At 37.4% G+C, this 22,025-nt stretch carries 26 protein-coding genes; 3 read left to right on the top strand and 23 right to left on the bottom strand.

Annotated elements, in window-relative coordinates; genetic code table 11:
• Positions 1–54 precede the first annotated feature (54 nt).
• The 13 genes from KHA93_RS22125 to acpS all read right to left on the bottom strand — a co-directional run bounded on the left by KHA93_RS22125 (position 55) and on the right by acpS (position 9,007).
• Entirely contained in the window at positions 55–651 is a 597-nt protein-coding gene (locus tag KHA93_RS22125; protein ID WP_213112696.1) for a PP2C family serine/threonine-protein phosphatase, read from the bottom strand.
• The gene (gene sigB / locus KHA93_RS22120) at positions 648–1,442 is read right to left on the bottom strand and encodes an RNA polymerase sigma factor SigB (RefSeq protein WP_213112695.1); all 795 of its coding nucleotides are present in this window, start codon (positions 1,440–1,442) and stop codon (positions 648–650) included. The genes KHA93_RS22125 and sigB overlap by 4 nt, the downstream gene beginning before the upstream one ends.
• On the bottom strand, positions 1,420–1,893 hold the full coding sequence (gene rsbW, locus KHA93_RS22115; protein WP_213112694.1) for an anti-sigma B factor RsbW: 474 nt from the start codon (positions 1,891–1,893) through the stop codon (positions 1,420–1,422). The genes sigB and rsbW overlap by 23 nt, the downstream gene beginning before the upstream one ends.
• A complete protein-coding gene (locus KHA93_RS22110) occupies positions 1,893–2,222 on the bottom strand; it encodes an anti-sigma factor antagonist (RefSeq protein ID WP_213112693.1) in 330 nt (109 codons plus the stop codon). The genes rsbW and KHA93_RS22110 overlap by 1 nt, the downstream gene beginning before the upstream one ends.
• A gap of 70 nt (positions 2,223–2,292) precedes the next feature.
• Positions 2,293–3,300, bottom strand: coding sequence for a PP2C family protein-serine/threonine phosphatase (locus KHA93_RS22105; RefSeq protein WP_213112692.1), 1,008 nt, complete (start codon positions 3,298–3,300; stop codon positions 2,293–2,295).
• Positions 3,301–3,315: 15 nt separating this feature from the next.
• Complete coding sequence (locus KHA93_RS22100; protein WP_213112691.1) at positions 3,316–3,717, bottom strand: anti-sigma regulatory factor; 402 nt, start codon at positions 3,715–3,717, stop codon at positions 3,316–3,318.
• Positions 3,718–3,720: 3 nt separating this feature from the next.
• Positions 3,721–4,077 (bottom strand): STAS domain-containing protein, encoded by a 357-nt coding sequence (locus KHA93_RS22095; protein ID WP_213112690.1) that lies wholly within the window; start codon positions 4,075–4,077, stop codon positions 3,721–3,723.
• A gap of 2 nt (positions 4,078–4,079) precedes the next feature.
• Positions 4,080–4,907 carry an RsbT co-antagonist protein RsbRA gene (locus KHA93_RS22090; protein ID WP_213112689.1) on the bottom strand — a complete coding sequence of 276 codons (828 nt, stop codon included), beginning with the start codon at positions 4,905–4,907 and terminating at the stop codon, positions 4,080–4,082.
• Positions 4,908–5,088: 181 nt separating this feature from the next.
• Positions 5,089–5,439 (bottom strand): type II toxin-antitoxin system endoribonuclease NdoA, encoded by a 351-nt coding sequence (gene ndoA, locus KHA93_RS22085; protein ID WP_213112688.1) that lies wholly within the window; start codon positions 5,437–5,439, stop codon positions 5,089–5,091.
• Positions 5,440–5,443: 4 nt separating this feature from the next.
• A complete protein-coding gene (locus KHA93_RS22080; RefSeq protein ID WP_213112687.1) occupies positions 5,444–5,725 on the bottom strand; it encodes a CopG family ribbon-helix-helix protein in 282 nt (93 codons plus the stop codon).
• 359 nt (positions 5,726–6,084) lie between these two features.
• Positions 6,085–7,215 (bottom strand): alanine racemase, encoded by a 1,131-nt coding sequence (gene alr, locus KHA93_RS22075; protein WP_213112686.1) that lies wholly within the window; start codon positions 7,213–7,215, stop codon positions 6,085–6,087.
• A gap of 205 nt (positions 7,216–7,420) precedes the next feature.
• Positions 7,421–8,437, bottom strand: coding sequence for a LolA family protein (locus tag KHA93_RS22070; RefSeq protein WP_213112685.1), 1,017 nt, complete (start codon positions 8,435–8,437; stop codon positions 7,421–7,423).
• Positions 8,438–8,650: 213 nt separating this feature from the next.
• Positions 8,651–9,007 carry a holo-ACP synthase gene (gene acpS, locus KHA93_RS22065; protein WP_213113096.1) on the bottom strand — a complete coding sequence of 119 codons (357 nt, stop codon included), beginning with the start codon at positions 9,005–9,007 and terminating at the stop codon, positions 8,651–8,653.
• Between the two features lie 123 nt (positions 9,008–9,130).
• On the opposite strand from acpS, the gene KHA93_RS22060 reads away from it, so the two are divergent.
• Both KHA93_RS22060 and KHA93_RS22055 read left to right on the top strand, forming a co-directional pair.
• Positions 9,131–9,730: a rhomboid family intramembrane serine protease gene (locus tag KHA93_RS22060; protein ID WP_213112684.1), complete on the top strand. Its 600-nt coding sequence runs from the start codon at positions 9,131–9,133 to the stop codon at positions 9,728–9,730.
• Between the two features lie 175 nt (positions 9,731–9,905).
• Complete coding sequence (locus KHA93_RS22055; protein ID WP_213112683.1) at positions 9,906–10,163, top strand: hypothetical protein; 258 nt, start codon at positions 9,906–9,908, stop codon at positions 10,161–10,163.
• On the opposite strand, the gene KHA93_RS22050 is transcribed toward KHA93_RS22055, so the two are convergent.
• The 6 genes from KHA93_RS22050 to KHA93_RS22025 form a co-directional block, all read right to left on the bottom strand.
• Entirely contained in the window at positions 10,130–11,614 is a 1,485-nt protein-coding gene (locus KHA93_RS22050; protein ID WP_233711292.1) for a PH domain-containing protein, read from the bottom strand. The two genes, KHA93_RS22055 and KHA93_RS22050, sit on opposite strands and share 34 nt — an antisense overlap.
• Positions 11,604–12,086: a PH domain-containing protein gene (locus KHA93_RS22045; protein WP_213112682.1), complete on the bottom strand. Its 483-nt coding sequence runs from the start codon at positions 12,084–12,086 to the stop codon at positions 11,604–11,606. The genes KHA93_RS22050 and KHA93_RS22045 overlap by 11 nt, the downstream gene beginning before the upstream one ends.
• A 269-nt stretch (positions 12,087–12,355) precedes the next feature.
• On the bottom strand, positions 12,356–13,816 hold the full coding sequence (gene cshA, locus KHA93_RS22040; protein ID WP_213112681.1) for a degradosome RNA helicase CshA: 1,461 nt from the start codon (positions 13,814–13,816) through the stop codon (positions 12,356–12,358).
• A 269-nt stretch (positions 13,817–14,085) separates the two neighbouring features.
• Positions 14,086–15,486: a UDP-N-acetylmuramoyl-tripeptide--D-alanyl-D-alanine ligase gene (locus tag KHA93_RS22035; RefSeq protein ID WP_213112680.1), complete on the bottom strand. Its 1,401-nt coding sequence runs from the start codon at positions 15,484–15,486 to the stop codon at positions 14,086–14,088.
• A gap of 147 nt (positions 15,487–15,633) precedes the next feature.
• Positions 15,634–16,707, bottom strand: a complete 1,074-nt coding sequence (locus tag KHA93_RS22030) for a D-alanine--D-alanine ligase (protein ID WP_213112679.1) — start codon at positions 16,705–16,707, stop codon at positions 15,634–15,636.
• 400 nt (positions 16,708–17,107) lie between these two features.
• Positions 17,108–17,890 (bottom strand): hypothetical protein, encoded by a 783-nt coding sequence (locus KHA93_RS22025; protein ID WP_233711290.1) that lies wholly within the window; start codon positions 17,888–17,890, stop codon positions 17,108–17,110.
• Positions 17,891–18,130: 240 nt separating this feature from the next.
• Between KHA93_RS22025 and KHA93_RS22020 the strand changes: the two genes are divergently transcribed.
• Positions 18,131–19,426 (top strand): hemolysin family protein, encoded by a 1,296-nt coding sequence (locus KHA93_RS22020; RefSeq protein WP_213113093.1) that lies wholly within the window; start codon positions 18,131–18,133, stop codon positions 19,424–19,426.
• A gap of 254 nt (positions 19,427–19,680) precedes the next feature.
• Here the strand turns inward: KHA93_RS22020 and KHA93_RS23625 are convergent, their stop codons facing one another.
• The 4 genes from KHA93_RS23625 to KHA93_RS22005 all read right to left on the bottom strand — a co-directional run bounded on the left by KHA93_RS23625 (position 19,681) and on the right by KHA93_RS22005 (position 21,999).
• Complete coding sequence (locus KHA93_RS23625; protein WP_267917622.1) at positions 19,681–19,830, bottom strand: Lmo0850 family protein; 150 nt, start codon at positions 19,828–19,830, stop codon at positions 19,681–19,683.
• Between the two features lie 327 nt (positions 19,831–20,157).
• Entirely contained in the window at positions 20,158–20,655 is a 498-nt protein-coding gene (locus KHA93_RS22015; protein WP_213112678.1) for a hypothetical protein, read from the bottom strand.
• 196 nt (positions 20,656–20,851) lie between these two features.
• Positions 20,852–21,271: a ferritin family protein gene (locus tag KHA93_RS22010; protein WP_213112677.1), complete on the bottom strand. Its 420-nt coding sequence runs from the start codon at positions 21,269–21,271 to the stop codon at positions 20,852–20,854.
• Positions 21,272–21,333: 62 nt separating this feature from the next.
• The gene (locus KHA93_RS22005) at positions 21,334–21,999 is read right to left on the bottom strand and encodes an SOS response-associated peptidase (protein WP_213113092.1); all 666 of its coding nucleotides are present in this window, start codon (positions 21,997–21,999) and stop codon (positions 21,334–21,336) included.
• Positions 22,000–22,025: the final 26 nt, after the last annotated feature.

Raw genomic sequence — 22,025 nt, 5'->3', positions numbered from 1 at the left:
TACGTGATGCTTATATTTTAACATAATGATCGAATAGCAAAAAACCCCGCTCGTTTAGAGCAAGGTTCCGACGATAAATGACATGTCGTCTAATTTATTAACTTGTTTTACTTTTAAATGTGCAACTATTGCAGGAATCGATTGGCAGCTACTCAACAAACTTTTCGTGTTTACATTGACAAATCCATCTGAGTGAATCAAAAATTTCGAATTTGGTTCGTAAGTGTATTTATGTGTTCTATATTTCTGTGGCTTTCCTGATAGGTAGCCTGTGACTGGCATCGGATAAACAAGCTTACCCACTGGAGTGTATAAATAAAATCGAATATTGCCTACACAACTATATTCAAACTCTTTTTGCTTGAAATCAACTTTAAAAATGGCTACCGCAGCTCCGCGTTTTCTGATCAATACTTTATTACAGAAATCCATTAAAGTATTTACGCTTTCTTCGGGATTTGATTTCACTACAGATACAGCTGCCTGAGAAGCTTCGTATGCATATTTTCCACTTCCAAGTCCATCGGCAAGCACACATAGAAAATAGTCTTCCGTTAAGGTTAGATAAAAACTGTCACCACATAAAAGATTACTGTCTTTTGCAGTTTGGAAAGCGTGCGCTTCTGAATGATCGTTCTTAAGATGTATCATAAAGGAGAGCTTTCCGTATTCAAAGATTCAGCAAAAATAGCTTCCCGCAATTTTTTTATCGCTCGCCTTTGCAATCTTGAAACATGCATTTGCGAGATATTCAACATTTCGCCTGCTTCTTTCTGGCTCATGTTTTCTAAGTAGGTATATTGAATAATTAATTTCTCTCTATCGGATAAAATATGGAGAACCTTATCCAACACAAGTCTTTGATTCACTTTCTCGTATCCTTCGTCCACATTTCCGACAATGTCGAGTAATGTAACTGTGCTTCCATCGGCATCAGCTTCAATAGAGTGATCGACAGATAAGGCTTGATAGCTTTTTCCCATTTCCATCGCTTCCAATACTTCCTCTTCTGAGACCCCCAAGTGTTTTGCTATTTCATGGATCTGCGGGGATCTCTGAAGTTTAATTGTAAGTTCCTCAACAGTTGTTTTTATTTTCGGTCCCAATTCTTTAATACGCCTAGGGACATGAACGCTCCAAGTTTTATCTCTTAAAAACCGCTTTATTTCACCAATAACGGTTGGAATGGCAAATGCTTCGAAGGTCTTACCATATGATTCGTCATATCGGCGAATCGCACCGAGCAGCCCAATGATTCCTACTTGGAAAATATCTTCATGAAAGGATTTTCCTTTTGAATATTTGCGAGCAATGGATTCGACGAGATTTTTATAATGAAGGACTAGCTCGTTTTGTGCTTCCTCGTCCTCGTGATTTTGATATGCCTTAATCCATTCATTGACTTGATTTTTTGCCTGATCAGGTTGAGATTGTTTCGACATTCCTCTCCACCTGCTCTCCTTCGAGGTATTTGGTCATGAATACCGTTACCCCTTCGTTTTGATGAATTTTCACTTCATCCATTAAACTTTCGATTAAATAAAGACCCAGACCTCCTTCACGAAGAAATTCTATTTGACTGTTTTCGTTATAAGGTCCCATTTCGTCACGTGCTTTATTTAAATCGAAACTTTTACCCGAATCGGCAACCATTACTTCAAGTCTGTTCTGATAAAGGGCGAAACCAACAACTATTTCCCCTCCTTCATCCTTTTTATATGCATGCTGGACTGCATTCGTAATGGCTTCACTCACTGCTATTTTCAAATCGTCAATTAGGTCATATGTAAACCCCATTCTACTTGCAATTCCTGAAAGAGTTAACCGAATTACCCCTACATACTCTGGCATAGCTGGTATTTTCATTTCGATGTAGTCAAAAGCTTCCTTCATTACACTCCACCCTCTACCTCGGTATTGATGTTCATTACATCAGCTAATCCAGTTATTTCAAATAACCGTTTTAATCGATCAGACAAACCTGTTAAAATCAATTCTCCATTTTCAGCTTTCAATGTTTTAAATAAACCTACAAATACACCGAGACCTGTACTATCCATATAAGAAACATCTTTTAAATCTACAATCATTTTAATCCCAGCTTTTTCCGCATAGGGATGAAGAGATTCCTTCACTTTTGGAGCTGTGTAGGCATCTATTTCTCCTTCTAGTTTTGCGTGTAATTGACTTTCAGTTTCCGTTAAACTTATCGAAATGTTCACCAAACATCCACCCCTTTTAATACACTTAATGCTGTAGTATACATACCCTGATAAATAGCAATAAAACATATTATTCCGTTCTTTTTAAAATAATGAGAGTAAAATCGTCTCTTAGTTCAAATTCTTGAAGGCGCTCTAGGTCCTTATAAATATTGGTCACAATTTCTTGTGCCGGTAAATGTATGTATTTTTCAATATACCCGATTAAATCATCCCGCTCGATAAAACCCTCTTCTGTTCGGCATTCGGTCACTCCATCAGAAAAAAGAATAATCATATCACCCGTCGAGACTTTTTGTTCATATTCTTTGTATTTTGTTTTCTTCTCTATTCCTAGTAGCAATCCTTTTCCATCCAAGTCATGGAATTTTTGATTCTCGAATGAATAATAAAATCCAGGTTCATGCCCCGCAGACGCATAGCAAAATGTATGCTCCAATGGATTATACACACCATAACACATCGTAATGAACATACTCGGGTCGACATTTTGTTCTACTACTCTGTTTAGGCTTTCAAGTATGGCACCTGGGTTATGGCGATTTTCTGACAAACTATCCATCGCATATTTAATCATTGACATTGATAATGCAGCAGGGATTCCTTTACCAATTACATCTGCAAGCGCGATTCCCAAACAGCCATTTTCATCTTTAACAAAATGATGATAATCTCCATTCATTTGCCTAGCTGGTACACTGACAGCGCCTATATCAAGTCCATCAACCTTTAGAATCGATGTACCTAATAATGTTTGCTGCATACTAGCTGCTACTTCAATTTCACTTTTCAAGGCCAGTTGTTCCGTTCGAAGACTTTGATGTTCTCGATAAGATAAACCATATCCAATCATAACCTCCAATAATATATCGAAGGAATCGCTAAAGGTTTTCTTAGTAAGATTATGTTCTAGCATAATTGTTTTATGGAGACTGATTATTTCTTCAGGAGCGATTTGATGCTCGATTAATTTTCTACTTAATTTTTGCGCTTGATATAGAATTTGTTCATTTTGATCCTTTAAATAGTGATTCATGATATCTTTGTATTTTGATTCAATCGTATCTCTGAAAGCCAAAACAGTTCACCCCTTCTATCGGAGCCACTTGATTGCAATTATCTCCGTTCCTTCATGTAATTTCGATTGAATATCAAACTCATCCATCAGGCGTTTTACACCAGGTAGTCCAGCTCCTAGCCCTCCAGACGTTGTGTAACCATCTTCCATAACTCTACGAATATCAGCTATTCCAGGTCCGTTGTCTTTCGCAATAATTTTCAACCCGTTTCTCCCATTCTGTTGTTCTTTCACTATACATACGTCACCTTGGCCGGCATAAAGGAAAATATTACGGGCCAATTCGCTAATCGCAGTCGTGATTCTCGCCTGGTCAACTATCCCAAATCCAAGCTCTTTAGCCACATTTCTGCCTAATTGGCGAACTGCTACGATGTCCCATTCATTTATTATTTTTACACAGGACTGCACCTCCATAGGCTAGTCCCCCAATTCCTGTTCTAATTTATCCAAACCATTTTCCAAATCAAGGGCGGTGACGACGTCCTCTAAGCGAATGCCTAACTCAATTAGTGTAATCGCAACAGCAGGTTGAATCCCGGTAATAACGACTTTAGCTCCCAATAGCTTTGACATATTTATTACGTCACCCAGCACTTTGGCAATAAAAGAATCGATAAAATCAATAGACGTAATATCAATGACTACTCCACGGACACTTGTTTGATGAATTTTATGCAATAGATCTTCTTGAAACTGCAATGCTGTTTGATCATCCAACTCCCATTGGATTGATACAAGCAGGCAATCGCGAAGCTTTAAAATTGGAATTCTCAAGCTTACCCCTCCACTCGTATCATTTTTCTATTCGTAAAACCGAGTGCTTTTTCAATGCCTTTTCGCAATGTACTCGTCGTGATGATTTGCTCTAAATCGATTCCAAGATTTACAATCGTCTGGGCGATTTCAGGACGAATACCGACGATCATACATTTTGCTCCAACAAGCCTTACAGCATCAGCCGCTTGAATAATATGATGAGCGACCATCGTATCCACTACAGGAACCCCAGTAATATCAATTAGTACAACATCCGCCCTATGCTTTACTACTCCCGTCAATAAGTTTTCCATAATCAACCTTGCTCTCTCAGTATCAATCGTTCCAACTAGAGGCATAATGGATATTTTCTCAAAAACAGGGATTAATGGTGCAGACAATTCTTGTAATGCAATTTTTTGTAATGAAAATGTTCTTTCCCATGTAGCAGAATATGTTTCAATCATTTCATCGTATATAGGCGTCAACCATTTGTCGAATTCCCAAATGAGTTCATTAGTTTGTTCAAAGTTATAATCATTTTCAGATGTGAATTTTACATATAAGATTTTACTTAATGTCCTAAGTCCCTTTGTTAAAAATGTTAAGGGCCAACCAATTCTCACGACATTTTCCACAAAGGATCCAATTTTCTCATAATATTTTTCGTTCGTGTCTAAAATACTGGAAACGACAAGTTCCATAAATTCTTTACTAGTATTGTAGAATACTTGATCAGAAATAATATTAATGGCACGTTCATCTCCAATTGTTTTCATCTCTTTCATCCATAATTCCAGAATCTCATCTTCACTTTTTTTAATAAAATGAACTATTTCCTTATTCAAAACTCCATCTCCTTTGCAAAAGCGTATTGAGTTTTGTAATTAATTTTAGCAATAGTTATCTTGTAAAGACAATTACTGTCACTTGCAATTTACATAATTAGGTAGAAAGTTATATAGTGTTATCGACAATTTGTCCTATTTAAATAAATACAAAAAAGCGCTCCTGTCTAATACAGAGCGCTTAAAAATCGATGAGTCCTAAACTAATCTGTAAGGCTTCATCTACTTTATCCATCATTTCTTCATCTAGGTGCGTGATTTTATCAGTTAAACGTTGCTTGTCAATCGTTCTAATTTGTTCAAGCAAAAGAACAGAGTCTCTTTCAAATCCGTACTTTTTAGCATCAATTTCCACATGGGTAGGCAGTTTTGCTTTTTGAATCTGCGCTGTTATAGCTGCAACGATCACAGTGGGACTAAACCGGTTGCCAATGTCATTTTGGATAACCAGGACTGGTCGGACACCGCCTTGCTCCGATCCTACCACTGGAGATAAATCAGCGAAATACACGTCACCACGTTTAACTACCAAGGGCTTATCCCCCGCTTACAAGACGTACAACAGTGTTTTCTGCCTCATATTCCGCCTGAATTGCTTCTGACGCAATCGCCAAATTAATTTTGGCCATTTCCATGTAGCCGCGCCTCATGGACTCAACAATTTGGCGCTTTCTTCTTTCACGAAGATACATTTTAGTAGCACGATAAATGAATTCATTGCGATTAACATTTTCCATTTCTGCAAAACCGTCCATTTCAGCAATCAATTGCTGCGGCAATCGAATTATAATTTCCGTTGTTGCGCTGGATTCAGACAACGACTACACCTCCACCATCACTACAAGCCATTTCATTCATTGTTTATAATACCATCAAATATGTTCTCTGCAAAGAGTAAATTAGCCATCCTACTTTTTTAAGTCGATTTCTACTTTTCTTAGTATCATCCTATAAATCAAATACTAATACATACTTTTCTCCAATTTCCGTAAAAGTCCTGCTTTTTTTCGATAAATTTTATAAGAAAAACGGAAGGCGTTGACTAGAGACAACAAAATTACTTTCCAACCTAGGAAGCCATTTTTCAAATTCAAAGATTGCTTGTTTCTACCTTAATACCTAGTGTTTTAGGTAAAACACCTCTCAGTGTTTGTATGGTAATGGTTCCTTTATTTCGTCACATACTGCGTGTTTTGTATACGCGCGGTACGCGACTTGTAATTGTACAGGTGACTTCGTAATTAATGGTTTCCAATTTTGTTGCAACGTCGTCGACTGAGATGTAGAGTTCTTTTTGCTTTCCAATAAGTGTGACTTGCGTACCGACTGGCATGTTTCTAGGAAGCCTGATCATTGTCTGGTCCATGCAAATTTTACCAACAATGGGAACCATTTCACCATCCGCTATGACTTCAAATCCCCTAAGTTTACGTATCCATCCATCAGCATACCCAATAGGAAGAGTCGCAATCCATTCATCTTCAGATGCGCAGTAATCCGCACCGTACCCGACTTTTTCTCCTGCATGGAGTTTTTTCACATGGACGATTTTAGTATGAAGTGAAAAGACTTCTTTTCGATTAAATGGAAGAATATCTTTAATTTCGTCGGAAGGGGTTAATCCATACATGGCTATCCCGATTCTGACCGTATTAAAAAGAGAATCATTATGACAAAGAGCTGCAGCACTATTTGCTGCATGAATATACGGAGGAAGTGTTTCAAGACAGCTTAAATAATATTTAAAACGGGAAAGTTGTTTATTGTAATAAGTTTCATTAAGCTGATCTGCTGTAGAAAAATGTGTAAATATCCCTTCAAAAATGATACGATCCGATTTCCGTATAAAGCCGTCTATCTTAAGTAGCTCATCTTCATTCGTTATCCCTATTCTTCCCATCCCAGTATCACATTTGATATGGACACGAAGGCTAGTTTCAGTAGGGATAACTTTCTCAGCTTGTTGAAGCCAATCTAGTTGAAAAACAGTCAAAGATATATTTTTGCAGGCTGCAATCCCTGCATCCTCTGCCCTGGTAGCCCCTAACACTAAAATAGGGGCCGTAATTCCAGCATCCCTAATTGCTAGAGCTTCATCCAAAAAGGCAACAGCTAATCCATGAACTCCAGCAGCCAAAACCGTTTTCGCAGTTGGGATATCACCATGTCCATATGCGTTTGCTTTCACAGCTGCAAAAATGTTCGTCTCCTTAGGAAGGTACTCGCGAATCTGACTTATATTGGAATATAATGCATCTAAATCTATTTCTGCCCATGTGTCTCTATAAAAAACTTTGTTCTCTTCCAAGTTGGTCACTTCCCGTATGATGTTCAATAATATAATTGATTATCAAACTCCACTAGGAATATGTCAATAAGAAATGAGGAGGTGACAGTTGATCTAACAACTTTTCAATAATCTTCTTACACTAAAACTTTACATATAGATGATTTTATAGAGCATAAAGAAAAACAGACCAATTCTGATGGAAAAGGTCTGCCGAATGGATTTCTTATTTGATTGCTCCTCCTTGTACTGATTGTGCGACCATTACCATTTCATCCGGAGACAAATCAGTAGAAAATAGAACATAATCGACGCCGTCTTCATTCCATGTAATGGAATCCCCCGTCATAGCACCAATGGAAAATCCTAAATCCACCATTTCTCCATTCTTATCAATCATTTCCATAGAGGTTGTAGGAATGACATCGGCCATTTCCTGAATAAGCGTAAACGACTTTTCACCACCATATGTTAGTAAAACCCTTTTACCGTTATCCGTGACGTATGAGTTTTCTTCTTTTAATGTGATTCCAGGAATATCAACCATGGAGTATTTTACTGTAAATTCATTATCTGCATTATTAGACATAACTGGAACTTCTAGCTGCGCACTCGTCATATTCTTTTTCGTATCAAAAGCACCTTTATCAAATTTAGCATTAAACTCTACATTCGTAAATTTGACAGTTACTACAGGCTGATGGTTTGAATCCATCACTTTTACACTCACTGGCTCGAGTGATCCTTTTTTAAATGTAATTTCCTGTGTAGGGAGCATCTTGCTGTTTTGATAACGTGTTTTCGTTTCAAATACGTAATGATCTTTTGTTGTTTTGAACTTCGCTTCTTTATCATCAAGTACATCCTTTACAAGTGACTCATACAAATACGCTTGACTGCTATTTTGCGGCCACTCACTTTGAAAACGATAACTCTTGTTTAAAGCTGGAGTCAGAACATAAACGCCACTTTTATTACGTAGGATCATTTGACTTTGTTCTCTTTTGGCATTTTTTAAATGAACACGATAATTGCCAGGTTTATCATGCCAAACGTCAATCTCATAAATTTGTGGCTCAGTGCCAACAGTTAGCGTCATTTGAGCTTTCGCCTTGTATCCTTTTAAATCATCTACCTTTTTGGTCAGCCCATTTGTTACATCTTCCTGCGACTTTGCTCCGCAAGCAGAAAGCACAGCAATGGAAGCGAGCAGCAACCAAAATAGCCGTAACCCCTTTCTCATTCCTTCAACCCCTTTTTTGTCTCATTTGACCATGACAAGAAGAGAGAAAGCAGGCTGCTGGGAAATTGTCCAGTATCATTGTTACAACATGCGAACCGTTCCGCACAACGTGGCAATCCATCCCACAGCCAAAACCTTGTCTCTCCTAACGCACTAAAAATATATGAGACAAACCTGGACAATATAACCTGGAATTTCATTTGTAGTTTTATTCTATTCTTGCGTTTCAATAATTACTTGAGCGGCTGCATATGATTTCGTATGGCTAATGGATAAATGCACTCTTCCAAATTCGGGCTTTGTAATCATAGGCTTTCCTTTTCCATCTGTTGTAATTTCTATATCTAAAAATGATAGTTCACTACCAATCCCGGTTCCACGAGCTTTAGAATAAGCTTCTTTTGCAGCAAATCGACCAGCTAGAAATTCTGTTTTTCTTTTTTCATTTAATGTTTCATATACATCTAATTCCGCTCTCGTTAAAATACGAACTGGAAAACGTGTTTGCTTAAACCGCAGCTGTTCAATCCTCTCTATCTCAACTAGATCCATCCCTATTCCGATAATCATGTCAGACTTCCCTTCTAAAAAAATATAAATAACGTACAATCTAATAGTTGTCCATTCTATATCCTTCATGCTAAGATTTGTGGACTAAGATCAGAAAGCACCATCTCCTAAAGGAGCGATACTATGTTTGTCAGAACTGAGAGTTTCAAACAATTTCTTAAATTGTACCCGGTAGTTTCTACCCTTATTGCAATTCATATACTGATATTTCTTATGATGCATATTCCCATCTTTCCGCACAACTGGATTTTAGAATTACTGGCAGGAGTGAATCTTTACATACAACAAGGGGAATATTGGAGACTCATCACCCCTATTTTTGTCCATGTTGCATTTGCTCATTTATTATTTAATTCATTTTCACTTGTCCTTTTCGGACCAGCACTTGAAAAAGCACTAGGAAAATTCATGTTTATCATTGTCTATGTAGCTAGCGGAATCGGAGCAAATATTGCTACCTTATATATTCATCCTCCATACTATACACATATTGGAGCAAGCGGAGCAATATTTGGTTTGTTTGGGGTGTATTTAGCCGTTTTAGTTTTCAAAAAGGATGCTATGCCTCTTCAAGGACGGCAAGTCATTCTTCCTATTGCTATTATTAGTGTCGTCATGACATTTTTCCAATCCGGCGTTAATATTACAGGTCATATTTTCGGATTAATTAGTGGGTTTCTTATTGGTAGAATCTTGCTTCACTTTCGCTCTATTCGTTTTTGAAGACATGTTTCGTAACAATATTTCGTACGAGTTTTTCACTAATGGGTGAGGGATGGATATTTCCCTTAAATCAACGAGGGTTTGTCCTGCAAGAAGTGGTTAATGGACAAGTACCTAAGATTTTCATGCGCTTTGTCCATCAAGAAGTGGGTATTGGAAAAGGCCCAAAATCTTCATGCGTTTTGTCCAACAAGAAGCGGATATTGGACAAAAGCCTATAATCTTTATGTGGTTTGTCCATCAAGAAGCTGATATTGGACATAATTCCAAAATGTTCATGAAATTTGAGGCTGATTTTGGACAAAGCTTTAAAATCACCGAGTTTTTGCCAACTTACTATAGTTTAATTCTTAAAAAGCCTTGGAATGCTTATGAGCTCCCGAAGGCTTTTCCTTTTATCTATTCTTTTTTCGTCGGCCGATACCATTCATAAATCTTTTTTACATCTTCTAAATCCAAATGTTTCACTTTAAAAATAGCTGCTCCTCCACTCATAACCGCCGTTTCAATATTTGCGAGATCCGCTCTTTTTTGAAACCAATTTGCCGATATATTAAGAGACTGCATTCGATTTTTTCTCATGAATGTCGTTTGTTGATCAATTCCCCTATATCTTATTGCAAGCTGTGTGTCGGTAAGATTCCATCCTGCTGATTTAAATTGCAGTATGCCTATAAACCAAGCACCTATGACCAATAAAATCGATACTAGGCTATAAGGCCAAAGCCAAATAGATAGTATAGCTGTTAAAATGGCGGCTGCAAACATTTTTATGAAGAAGAAACGTCTTAAAGCTCTCTTTGGCGCAGCAATAAAGTCAATATCGAATATATAATCAGATAATGTTTCTTGCAGTATTTGAGCTATCTTCTTTCTCTTCACTACGGGCATGATAAGACCTTCTCTATTTTCATCTAATAAAGATCCACCTGCATACTCAACAGATACACTGGCATACCCGAATGGTTGTCTTAGAAGGCTTTCTTGGATCGTTACGGCTTGAACCCTTTTTATCGGAATGGTTGTTGTCCGTTTTTCCAATAATCCTCTTGTGATGACAAGATCATCCCCGACTTTTTCCAATGTAAAATCATTGTATTTTAAATAGGCCATTAGTACAGACACGAGCCAGGCAAGAAAAAGACCCATTGCAACAAGTATGACGATGATCGTGTAACCTGCTTTTACGATATGCTCCATCTCTTTAAAAATCTTATCAAACGGGATAAGTTCATCAAACTGGCTGCCAAATCCAAGAACAGCGAGTAAGACTACTCCGATACGACCAGAAGTAGATGCAAAAAATAATAATTGCTTAGGCCTTATTTTATATAAAATGGATTGCTTAGGAGTCGACTCAACATTTTCGACTATTTCTTCTGATACCTTTTCACTATTCTTTGATTCAGTTATAAGGCGTCTTAGTGCTAACGCATCTTCTTTTTTGATTGCACTCATTTCCGCTTCCGATTTTTCAGTATTTCCTCCAGCTGTTTCCACCTTTACTTTTACAAGACCAAATGGACGATGAAGCAATCCTTCGGAAAAATCAAGACTTTGAATTCGATCAAACGGGATATAGCGTTTCTTTTTTACAAATAACCCGTGTTCAATCCGCAACTCCATATCTTCTACTCTATACGAATAGCGATACCATTTTATAATTCCTGTGGCAACCATTATTAAAAATACTAATATAAGAATGAGATACGGAACGAAATTCACCCACGGACCAAATCCTTCAATTTGAATATGGTCTTTTACTCCATCTCGAATAATAAAAACAATGAAGTAAAAAACGAGTGGAATAATCGTTTCTTTCACATTTTTTATGACAGAAAACACGATTGTAATAGGATGGAGCCGATTTGGATTAGACATCATCTTCAGCCACCCTAGCCAATTTTGAAATGGCATGCCTCAATTCTTCCGCTTCCTGTAAATTAATAGCAGGAATTTCGTGCTTTGTTGCAGCAGTCGAAATTTGAATACTCGCCAATCGATATTTTCGCAATATCGGTCCTTGCACCGTATCAACATGCTGCACCCTCACCATTGGTACAAGTGTACGAGTAATAATAAAGACCCCATGCTGAAGTTCAATTTCTTGCTCTCTCACTTCATATCTCCATCTGCGCCATCTAATAGTAGGGAAGACGAAAACGTTCATGATCGTTATGACTAAAACGAGAATAGATGCAATGATTGTAAACCAAATAGACCAGTCAAATACATGTACGAGTACGCCAATACCTATGGCAATAATCCATAGTATTAAAGAATATATTGCCCCTGTAATTCTCCATACCTTTAATCCTAACTTCGAGATTCTTTTTGCAGGTTGATTGATATCCATAAGATGCCCCCTTGTCCCTCTTATTTACGTCTAACTTCGATTAGAGTTTCACTATCACAAAAAATTGCTAATTCTAGCATTCACCTACAGTACAGAATATTTACAAATCCAAGCACGTAAAAGGGTTTCTCTAAAGCTTTACAAAGTTTAAAATAACCAAAAAAAGCAATCGGTATATTCCGTTAGCACCGATTGCTTTTTTGACTCCATAGACTCATGGCCTACTATTGATCGCTTACACTTTTTTAGCGAGTTCCAATTACTGGATTTTAGGGTCTTCTTCCAGTAGTTCTACGCTGTGGCTTGCGGTTTCCTTTATATGGTTGCTGTCCTGATTTTCCGCGTCTATTGCGATTTTCGCCGCCGCCTCGGCCGCCGCCGCCGCCTTTAAATGACTCACGTTTTTGCGGAAGTGGCTTTTCTTCTGTAATATGAACCGGTGTTTTATCAGGCGCTTTCGTTAAGACTTTTAACGCTGCTGCTATAACAGTAATCGCATCATCATGTTCTATGAGCAATTCTTTCGCAACAGATTTGTATTCATCCAGATTGCCTTCCTTGATGCTCTCTTCAAGTTTCTCCATCGTAATACGTTGTTGTCCCTCAAGTGCTTCATCCCAAGTTGGCGGACGCATTGGCTGCATACGTTTCTTAGTCGTTTGTTCTACGATTCTTAGGTAGCCCATTTCACGAGGACTCACAAATGTAATCGCCATTCCTTCTTTTCCAGCACGACCCGTTCTTCCGATTCTGTGTACATAACTTTCAGGATCTTGTGGAATATCGTAATTATAAACGTGCGTTACTCCAGAAATATCCAAACCTCTAGCCGCAACATCCGTCGCTACAAGGACATCCACTTTTCCTTCCTTGAATTTCTTTAAGACGGATAACCGTTTTGCTTGGCTAAGGTCTCCGTGAATCCCTTCAGCCGTATATCCTCTTACCGTAAGAGCATTTGAAAGCTCGTCAACCCTACGCTTCGTTCTACCAAATACAATCGCAAGCTCAGGTGATTGTACATCAATCAGTCTTGCAAGAACATCAAATTTTTCTTTTTCAGGAACTTTAACAAAAAATTGTTCAATTAATGGTACAGTCATTTCCTTAGCTTGAACACGTACTATTTCAGGCGATCTCATGAAACGTTCAGCAATTCTGCGGATTGGCTCTGGCATCGTTGCAGAAAATAGAAGCGTTTGTCTTTCTTCAGGAACGGTTTCCAAAATCGATTCAATATCATCAATGAATCCCATGTTAAGCATTTCATCCGCTTCATCAAGAATAAGCGTATGAACGTTGCCTAATTTTAACGTACGGCGGTTAATATGGTCTAAAATTCGCCCTGGAGTTCCAACGATAATATGTGGTCCTTTTTTCAAAGACCTAATTTGACGTTGGATATCAGAGCCCCCATATACTGCTAATACGCGAACTCGGGCATCCATGCCAATTTTATATAATTCTTCAGAAACTTGAATGGCTAATTCCCTCGTAGGTGCAATAATAATTCCTTGCACATGTTGGGATTTCACATCTATCTTTTCGATTAACGGAATCCCAAAGGCTGCTGTTTTTCCTGTACCTGTTTGGGCTTGGCCAATTAGGTCTTTTCCTTCCATGCTTAGGGGTATCGTTTTCGCTTGTATAGGTGTAGCTTCTTCAAAGCCCATTCTGTTAACTGCTTTTAGCAGAGCAGGGCTTAAATTTAAATCTGCAAACTTCGTCAATGCTATTCATTCTCCTTTAAAAACTTCAGATTGAGATCTTGTCTCTCCTAGGGTACCTAGGTTCTATGCAAACATGCATAAAGAACTGCCATGAAAAACTGTAAACGATGTTGCTTATTCTATCATTAAACCTTTTTGAATACAATTGTTAGAAAAGCGGAAAAGCCTTGCACATCGACCTTATCGTAGGGAGGAGGACAAGAAGTTTGTACGTCGATAGGCGCTGGATCTGGACAGCAAAACCAATTTTAAAATATGCTTTCTTTCCTTTAATATATATTCTTTGGCTCGTTTTTAATCACCATCGTATTGACTACTTCTTCCAGCTTAACTCCTCTTGAAGCTTTAAAGAGGATGAGTTCATTTCCCTCTATTTTTTCTTTTAATACGTTTATCAGTTTTTCTTTATCTTCAAACTCAAAAATGCGTTCCTCTGGAAAATGTAGTCTTGCACCAGAGGCAATATTTTTAGCTAATGATCCATACGTAAATACGTATTTGATTTTACTTGGATCGAGCCCCTCTCCAATCTGCTCATGGAATTCTACTTCCTTATCACCAAGCTCTAACATATCACCTAATACAACTATTTTCGCACGATCCTCAAGCATATTTTCAACCATGGAAATTACAGCCCTCATAGCAGTTGGACTTGCATTATAGGCATCATTTAAAATACGTGTTCCTTTTATTCCGTCATGCCATTCCATTCTCATGTTTGACAACTTTACCGATTTCAAACCTGCTTGAATTGATGATGGAGAAATTAAAAATTCTTTTGCAGCGAGAATAGCGGCCAACGCATTCATAATATTATGTTTCCCAGCAATCGAAAGAAAGAATGGTTCATCGGAAAGACCAGGAACGACAAATGAACTTCCGTCCTCCCCGATCGTGATATCTACAGCATAAATATCATTTTCAGACGTTTCACCAAACGTACAAGTATTGAACTGTTTAAGGTTGCTAATTTTTTTAACTAATAATGGTTCATTACCTGGATAAATCAATAAGCCGTTTTTCGGAAGTCCTTCGATAATTTCCAGTTTAGCATTAGCAATGGCATCGCGAGAACCCAAATCCTGTAGATGCGCTTCACCAATATTTGTAATGATTGCAGCATCCGGCTGGGCGATCCGTGTCAATAATGAAATTTCCCCTTTTCCACTCATTCCCATTTCTAAAATGGCAATTTCTGTTGTTTCCTCCATTGCAAGGATCGTTAAAGGTAGACCAATATGGTTATTAAAGTTTCCATCTGTTTTATGTACTTTATAATTCTCAGAAAAAACAGATGCTACAATATCCTTTGTTGTGGTCTTCCCATTACTACCTGTAATGGCGATAACTTTTGCTGAAGTCTGTTTTCGATAGGAATGCGCTAGGTCCTGCAGGGCACTAAGCGTATCTTCAACTATTAAAACAGGCGCATGTTCGGGAGGATTTGGCACATCTTTTTGCCAAAGTACCGCTGCTGCGCCTTTTTCAAATGCAGTATCTACATATTTGTGACCATCATTAGCATCCCCTTTTAATGGCACAAATAAAGTTCCAGGATTGATCAGTCTTGTATCAAATGAAACTCCAGCTATTTCAATATCTTGAAATTTCGTTACATCATTTACCACTTTTATCATTGTAGCCAACTGACCTAAAGTACGCTTTATCATTATAATTCCCCCTAACGTTACAGCTGTCCCAAGGATCATTTATGATTAAGGGACAGCTTTGTTTTGCATATAGATCGTATAATTTCGATTGTTTCCACATCAATCAAAATAATGACAAAATCAATAATGATCCTGAACGAAGCTTAATTAAACAGTATAAATAATCGATTGTTTTTCTTCGTATCGTTTCAAAGCAAGTTGAACTAAGCGTTCAATTAATTCTGAGTACTCGACCCCAGTGTGTTTCCATAAAAGTGGGAACATGCTATAAGGAGTGAAGCCCGGCATTGTATTTACTTCATTTATAATGATCCTGCCTTCTTTCGTAACAAAGAAATCAGCTCTCGCAAGTCCTGAGCAGTCAAGGGCTTTAAATGCTTTGATCGCCATTCTAGTTATTTCTTTATATTGCTCCTCAGGGATATCTGCTGGAATAACTAAGGATGTATCGCCGTCGGAGTATTTAGCCTCGTAATCATAAAATCCTTTTTTCGGGACAATTTCTCCAGCGACAGAGCACTCTGGGAAGTCATTTCCGAGAACCCCAACTTCTATCTCTCTGGCAGTAACTCCTTCCTCAACGATAATTTTCCTGTCATATTTAAAAGCCTCTACAAATGCTTCAGCAAGTTCTTTACGATTTTCACATTTACTGATCCCTACACTTGAACCTAGATTGGCAGGTTTAACAAAGCAAGGATAGCCTATTTCTGTTTCGACCTGATCATATGCTCTTTCAGGGTCACTATTCCATGTACTACGAATAAAGGATTCGTACTTTACTTGATCCAATCCAGCTTGCGCAAATAAATTTTTCATTATGACTTTATCCATCCCCGCAGATGATGCAAGAACGCCATTTCCGACATAAGGAATGTTTAACAACTCTAGCATTCCTTGTACTGTACCATCCTCACCATTTGGACCATGCAAAAGAGGAAAAACCACATCATAGCTTCCCTTTTGTTCAGGCGCTAGCCTTGTACTTAGCGCATTTGGCCCTACTTCTTCTCCTTCATTTCGGAATTCTAGCTCTTTAACATTTTCGATTGGTCCCAATAATTCTGGACCTTTAATCCAATTTCCCTCATTAGAAATAAAAATAGGATGAATAGCAAATTTATTAGTATCCAAAGCTTTAATTACCGCTTTAGCTGTTTGTAAAGAAACTTCATGCTCTGCCGATTTTCCACCGTATAATAAACAAATATTAATTTTCATATTAATCCTCCATGATGTGCAGATGTCTTATATTTTACCACGAAGAAGGGACATACTAAATAATTCTTCTGATTTTCTTTTTTACATAGCTCTGTAAAGCTTGTATGTTAATTTCTACCCAGGCGATCAATTTCGGTTAGGGCTGAAAGTAGTTAATAAATTTACTAGAACACTGTCTGAAATAAAAGTGCCACAACGAGGTACGATTCTTGATTTCTCCTTAATTACAAATCTTGATACAAAAATGGAAAGAAGGACCCACATCTGTGGGTCTGTACGTCGAATAAGTAAGGTACTTGCACTCTTCTATATAGTATATGGGCGAATGAAGGATTGGTGTTATTTAACAGATAAAAAACGTGGATCCACCTTTAGTGAGCCCACGCTTTGCTTTTTCGTTTTACGTAGATGAATATGCCGCAAACGCTTGCCATTCGCCCATTTTTCGATCAAAAACAAGTTTTCCGTCAGGCTTTCTTCCGCCAAGTGTTTCATATTCTTCATACATTTCATCCATATCAAAGAAATCTCCGATCACCCATACTGGAATTTCTGTCGTAAGTCTATTGCGAACAGCTTTTTCGATAGAAATAACAATCCCTTCTTTCATAAAATCAGAAAAGGGGTTGAGGATTTCTCTTGGAATTTCTGGAATATTTTTCTTTTTCACTCTAAATAAGAGGGACTTTTCTTTTTGATTGTTCATTTTATCTGCAATCGCTGAGCCTAGCATTGTAAAAAAGGAATCCCAATTTTTGTAATAGGTTTTATTAAACCAACCATCATCTCCAGCAAGATAAACATAGTGATTTTTCAATTTACCATAAAAAGGAAGTCTCAGGTGATCTTTGAGATGACCTAAATAGAGGATTTCAGCTATTTCCTGACCACTTAAGAGATTTAAATGTTCCTCATCATTAAAATCAATCCAACAAAAGTCACCATAGCCATGTACATCATCTTGGACTAACTTTTCAATCAGCTCTTGATCAACGTATTCTAACATTGTGTGCATATTAAAATGGCTATCCTTTACTTTATGACGGATTAATAGTGCGTTTTGGATTGGGTGAGGAATCCCTGACATAAATTCCATAAATTCAATTCCGTACGAAAGAACAAAATGATCTGTTTGATTCATATGTACATAGATCAGTTCACGATCCGAAGCAAGTTTTTTCAAGAAAAGCCCTCCAATGCTATTCTTAAGGTTGTTTATGGCTTCCATCATTGAAGATATTTCTATCATAACAGATTCGTATCATTATTTAAGGATTTTCACCTAGTTTTAATAAATTTTCATCTGAGACGATAATTGTTGCCGCTTTGTGGGTAAAGTATGTATATCTTACTAAATTTCAATTATAGAAATGCTGAGGAGGTGAAGTCACGCTTCATAAAAAATAGAAGTTGTGACGCTCCATTGCTTGCTGTTAATATTCTACTCGTTATTATACTAATTGGATTAACCGCTTTTTTTGTAGCCTCGGAATTCGCAATTGTAAAAGTTCGTGGTTCCCGGATTGACCAACTCATCGCACAGGGGAATAAAAAAGCCATAAATGCGAAGCGGCTTCTTAACAATTTAGATGGATACTTATCCGCAACCCAACTCGGAATTACTGTTACTGCATTGGGTTTAGGATGGTTAGGGGAACCGACTGTCCAAGTTATGTCATCGCCAATTTTTGTTAAACTAAATGTACCAGAGTCATTGGTTAGTGTTCTTTCTTTCATCATTGCATTCAGTACTATTACATTTATTCACGTAGTCGTAGGCGAATTAGCTCCTAAAACATTCGCCATACACAAAGCAGAAGAAATTACCCTTAGTATCGCGACTCCACTTATTTTATTTTATAAAATCATGTACCCTTTTATTTGGGCATTGAATGGTGCAGCTCGTTTAATTGTAGGAGTATTTGGGATCAAGCCTGCATCAGAAGGTGAGCTAGCCCATTCCGAAGAAGAATTACGAATCATTTTGTCGGAAAGCTTGAAAAGCGGTGAAATAAACCAATCTGAATATCGATATGTAGATAGAATTTTTGAGTTCGACAACCGGATCGCGAAGGAAATAATGGTGCCGCGTGTCGAAGTGTATAGTATCGATAAATCTGCATCGATTGAAGAAATCATTGAAACGATTAGGGCAGAAAGGTTTACTCGCTATCCTGTAACAGATGGTGACAAAGATACGATCATTGGTGTTGTCAATGTAAAAGAGTTCCTTTCTGATTGTATTGGCGGGAACTGCATGGGTACTGAACCGATCATGCCATATGTAAAGCCACTCATTAGAGTGATTGAAACGATACCCATTCAAAGCTTACTCGTAAAAATGCAAAAAGAAAGAATGCATATGGCTGTATTATTTGATGAATATGGAGGCACTGCTGGAATTTTAACAGTAGAAGACATCCTTGAAGAAATTGTTGGGGACATAAGGGATGAGTTCGACATAGATGAGATACCAAATGTCCGTAAAATATCAGACGAACACTATTTACTTGATGCAAAGATGCTAATTGAAGAGGTTAATTCCTTATTAGGCATTAACCTTTTTGAAGATGATGTGGATACAATAGGAGGATGGTTACTTACACAAAAATATGATTTGCAAGAAGGAGATACTCTTACTGCCGATCACTATAATTTCCACGTTCATACAATGGAAGGTTCACATATTAGCGTAGTAGAAGTGGAAAAGCAAAAATAAAAACACTTAGCGATTTCTTCGTAAGTGTTTTTCGACTTTTTCCAGCAATATTTCCCAAGAAATAATAAAAAGAGATTTGGCTTTGTCACGGAGTAGAACTTGAAGTCAAAATTTTCAAAAAAAACGAGGACATTCAAGAAATACATGCGTAATAGTTAATCATAAATAATGTAATCTCAATATTATTTCAGTTAGTCTAAACAATAAAAAAACAAGCCAAGTATGCATTCCTGTACACACCTGACTTGTTTGCCTTAAGAGTGAAGTTCCGAATAATTTTGGATTGACTTGACATCCTCAAGTACCTTGCTAATCTCAAGTCTCGATTTCGTCTTGGAAATCTTAACTCCAATCTCTGTCAGACTACTTATTACTTTTTGAAGCTGATCATGATCTCTTTGCAAGAAAGATCACCTCTTTAAGATTTGACATCTTAATCATATATTACCTTAAATTGCATACCCTGTATATCGTTTTTGAAGAAAGTAATCAATTTGTCAACTTTTTTGCTTTTCTACTATTTACTATACCCTGCTATAGAAATATTAATCCTCAAAAAGATATTTATTCATAAAAATAGAATCCGTAGTCTGCGATAGAGACGACTCCAGATTCTATAAAATTTATAATGTTAATGGTATTATTCCTCATTGATTAACGATGTAAAAGTCTGTAAATCAAATCTTGATCGTGACTCCCCAATAACTTGCGACGAACCTTTTAACAAACATTTATTTTTTCCCAGACAATACAGTAAGTGGGCGGAATAATGCGATTCCTTTCCTCTTCTTTTTATTCCTAGAGTCCTCTACCATTCTAAATAACTGCTGGTCCCTTTCCCTTTCTTCCATCTTTTCCGTTAAACTTTCAACTTGTTTTGCTAGAGCAAGATTCATTTCGATTAAGGAAGCTTGCTGCATTTCCAAATCTTTTATTTGCCCAATAAAATCTTGTAGATCTTGGTTTATTTCGGTTACAGGTTTTTCTTTTATAGGGGTATTTCCTACAGCTTTTTCAACCGCAAGTTCAATTGTTAGACCTTCCTTTGTCATCATTTCCATCATATTAGAAATCACTGTTAAATCAGCATGTTTAAAAATTCGCCCGTTATTCGTCCCACGTTCAAACTCATACCCATTGGTCTCTAATAATGCTGCATACTTTCTAATTGTACTTGCCCCAATCCCAAGTGTTTTTGCTGCTTCGGAAGAAAAAATGTGCCGTTCCACTATATCCCTCCTATTTAAAATGTTACTTATACATTTCAACAGGTAGAGAGGTATGTCCTTTCACTAATCGTGTAGATTGGAAAGAGGTTTTGTCATTCTTCACAAATAAGTTTCGAGCAGAATTTCATGGATAAAAAATTTGTAAAGATAAAAAAAGAAAACGAAATACATTAGCATTTCGTCGAATAATAGCCTCTTACCTCATATGTTTTTGAATAAATGATAAAAACCATACGGCATGATTTTGCTCGTCAGCTGCGGCACTGCGAAACCTTTCACTGATGAAAGGATCCTTAGCCTCTTCCGCAATGTCTAAATAGAAATCAACGGTATGCTGTTCATCTTCAAACGCAAATTGAAGGCCTTCCAAATATCGATCCGGACATTTTCCTGTTATATGAGGCTGCGGTTGTTGATTCGTTAGAAGTGTATAAATGGCACAGAATGTATTGAAATGACGGATTTCGTCGTTACGAATTTCATGTATACGTTCTTTTTCCTTTTCTGTCGTTGCCATATTAATCAATTTCGCATAACAGTCAATTGCCGTATATTCCCCATTAATAGCAGTGGCCACCTGGTCAATCAAACTTTTCTCTTCGTGAAAATGACTCATTACTTGCACCCACCTAAACATTATTGATCATTTTAGGCTATGATACAATTATAAAAAGGTACCTAAATAGAATGAACAATTTCTTTAACATCATTCTTCGGACTATTTACAAGTGGAGAAACGGAATAGGATTGCATTTCTTCAGCAGGAAAAGGAACGAGAAGATTTTTCAAATCATTTTCATCTTCAATTGAACGGTCTAACCATTTTTTCTCGGACTCTTTCGTCAATATCACCGGCATTCGATCGTGCACATCTTTTACAAGAGAATTGGCTTCTGTTGTAACAATTGTACAAGAATGAATAATCAAACCGTTTTGTTCCCAACGATCCCATAGCCCTGCAAACGCAAATGGTTCTTTTGAATTTAGTTGAAAGCGATAAGGTAATTTCTTCGTTCCTTCTTTTTTCCATTCATAAAATCCATCTGCCGGAATGACGCATCTTCTTCTTCTCAAAAGCTTTTTAAAGCTTGGTTTCTGATTGACTGTTTCCGCTCTCGCATTAATCATTTTGTAACCGATTTTGGGATCCGTTGCCCAGGAAGGTACTAATCCCCATTTCAACATACCTATTTTATTACCAGCCTCCGTTCTTACAATGGCTGGCACATTCTGGCTCGGTGCAATATTATATCGCTCCACCCACTCAAACTCTTCAAAATCTACCAATCCAAATCTGACCAATAGATCCTCCCTGGCAGCAAATAAACTGTAACGTCCACACATTTTCAGCACTCCAATCATCATGATCT

The sequence above is a fragment of the Lederbergia citrisecunda genome (genome assembly GCF_018343695.1).
Classification (GTDB): domain Bacteria; phylum Bacillota; class Bacilli; order Bacillales; family Bacillaceae_C; genus Lederbergia; species Lederbergia citrisecunda.
Note: the sequence above shows the minus strand (reverse complement) of the source record. Positions and strands in the feature narration are given on the sequence as shown.

Excerpts from the sequence above, each read along its gene's own strand:
- KHA93_RS22100 (WP_213112691.1), bottom strand. The coding sequence starts at position 3,717 with ATGGAGGTGCAGTCCTGTGTAAAAATAATAAATGAATGGGACATCGTA.
- KHA93_RS22045 (WP_213112682.1), bottom strand. The coding sequence starts at position 12,086 with ATGGATATCAATCAACCTGCAAAAAGAATCTCGAAGTTAGGATTAAAG.
- rsbW (WP_213112694.1), bottom strand. The coding sequence starts at position 1,893 with ATGAAGGAAGCTTTTGACTACATCGAAATGAAAATACCAGCTATGCCA.
- KHA93_RS22070 (WP_213112685.1), bottom strand. The coding sequence starts at position 8,437 with ATGAGAAAGGGGTTACGGCTATTTTGGTTGCTGCTCGCTTCCATTGCT.
- KHA93_RS22010 (WP_213112677.1), bottom strand. The coding sequence starts at position 21,271 with ATGAGTCATTTTCACGAAGAGAAAAGTTTGATTGACCAGGTGGCCACT.
- KHA93_RS22125 (WP_213112696.1), bottom strand. The coding sequence starts at position 651 with ATGATACATCTTAAGAACGATCATTCAGAAGCGCACGCTTTCCAAACT.
- KHA93_RS22030 (WP_213112679.1), bottom strand. The coding sequence starts at position 16,707 with ATGAAAATTAATATTTGTTTATTATACGGTGGAAAATCGGCAGAGCAT.
- KHA93_RS22035 (WP_213112680.1), bottom strand. The coding sequence starts at position 15,486 with ATGATAAAGCGTACTTTAGGTCAGTTGGCTACAATGATAAAAGTGGTA.
- KHA93_RS22060 (WP_213112684.1), top strand. The coding sequence starts at position 9,131 with ATGTTTGTCAGAACTGAGAGTTTCAAACAATTTCTTAAATTGTACCCG.
- acpS (WP_213113096.1), bottom strand. The coding sequence starts at position 9,007 with ATGATTATCGGAATAGGGATGGATCTAGTTGAGATAGAGAGGATTGAA.
- KHA93_RS22055 (WP_213112683.1), top strand. The coding sequence starts at position 9,906 with ATGCGTTTTGTCCAACAAGAAGCGGATATTGGACAAAAGCCTATAATC.
- KHA93_RS22050 (WP_233711292.1), bottom strand. The coding sequence starts at position 11,614 with ATGATGTCTAATCCAAATCGGCTCCATCCTATTACAATCGTGTTTTCT.
- KHA93_RS22005 (WP_213113092.1), bottom strand. The coding sequence starts at position 21,999 with ATGTGTGGACGTTACAGTTTATTTGCTGCCAGGGAGGATCTATTGGTC.
- sigB (WP_213112695.1), bottom strand. The coding sequence starts at position 1,442 with ATGTCGAAACAATCTCAACCTGATCAGGCAAAAAATCAAGTCAATGAA.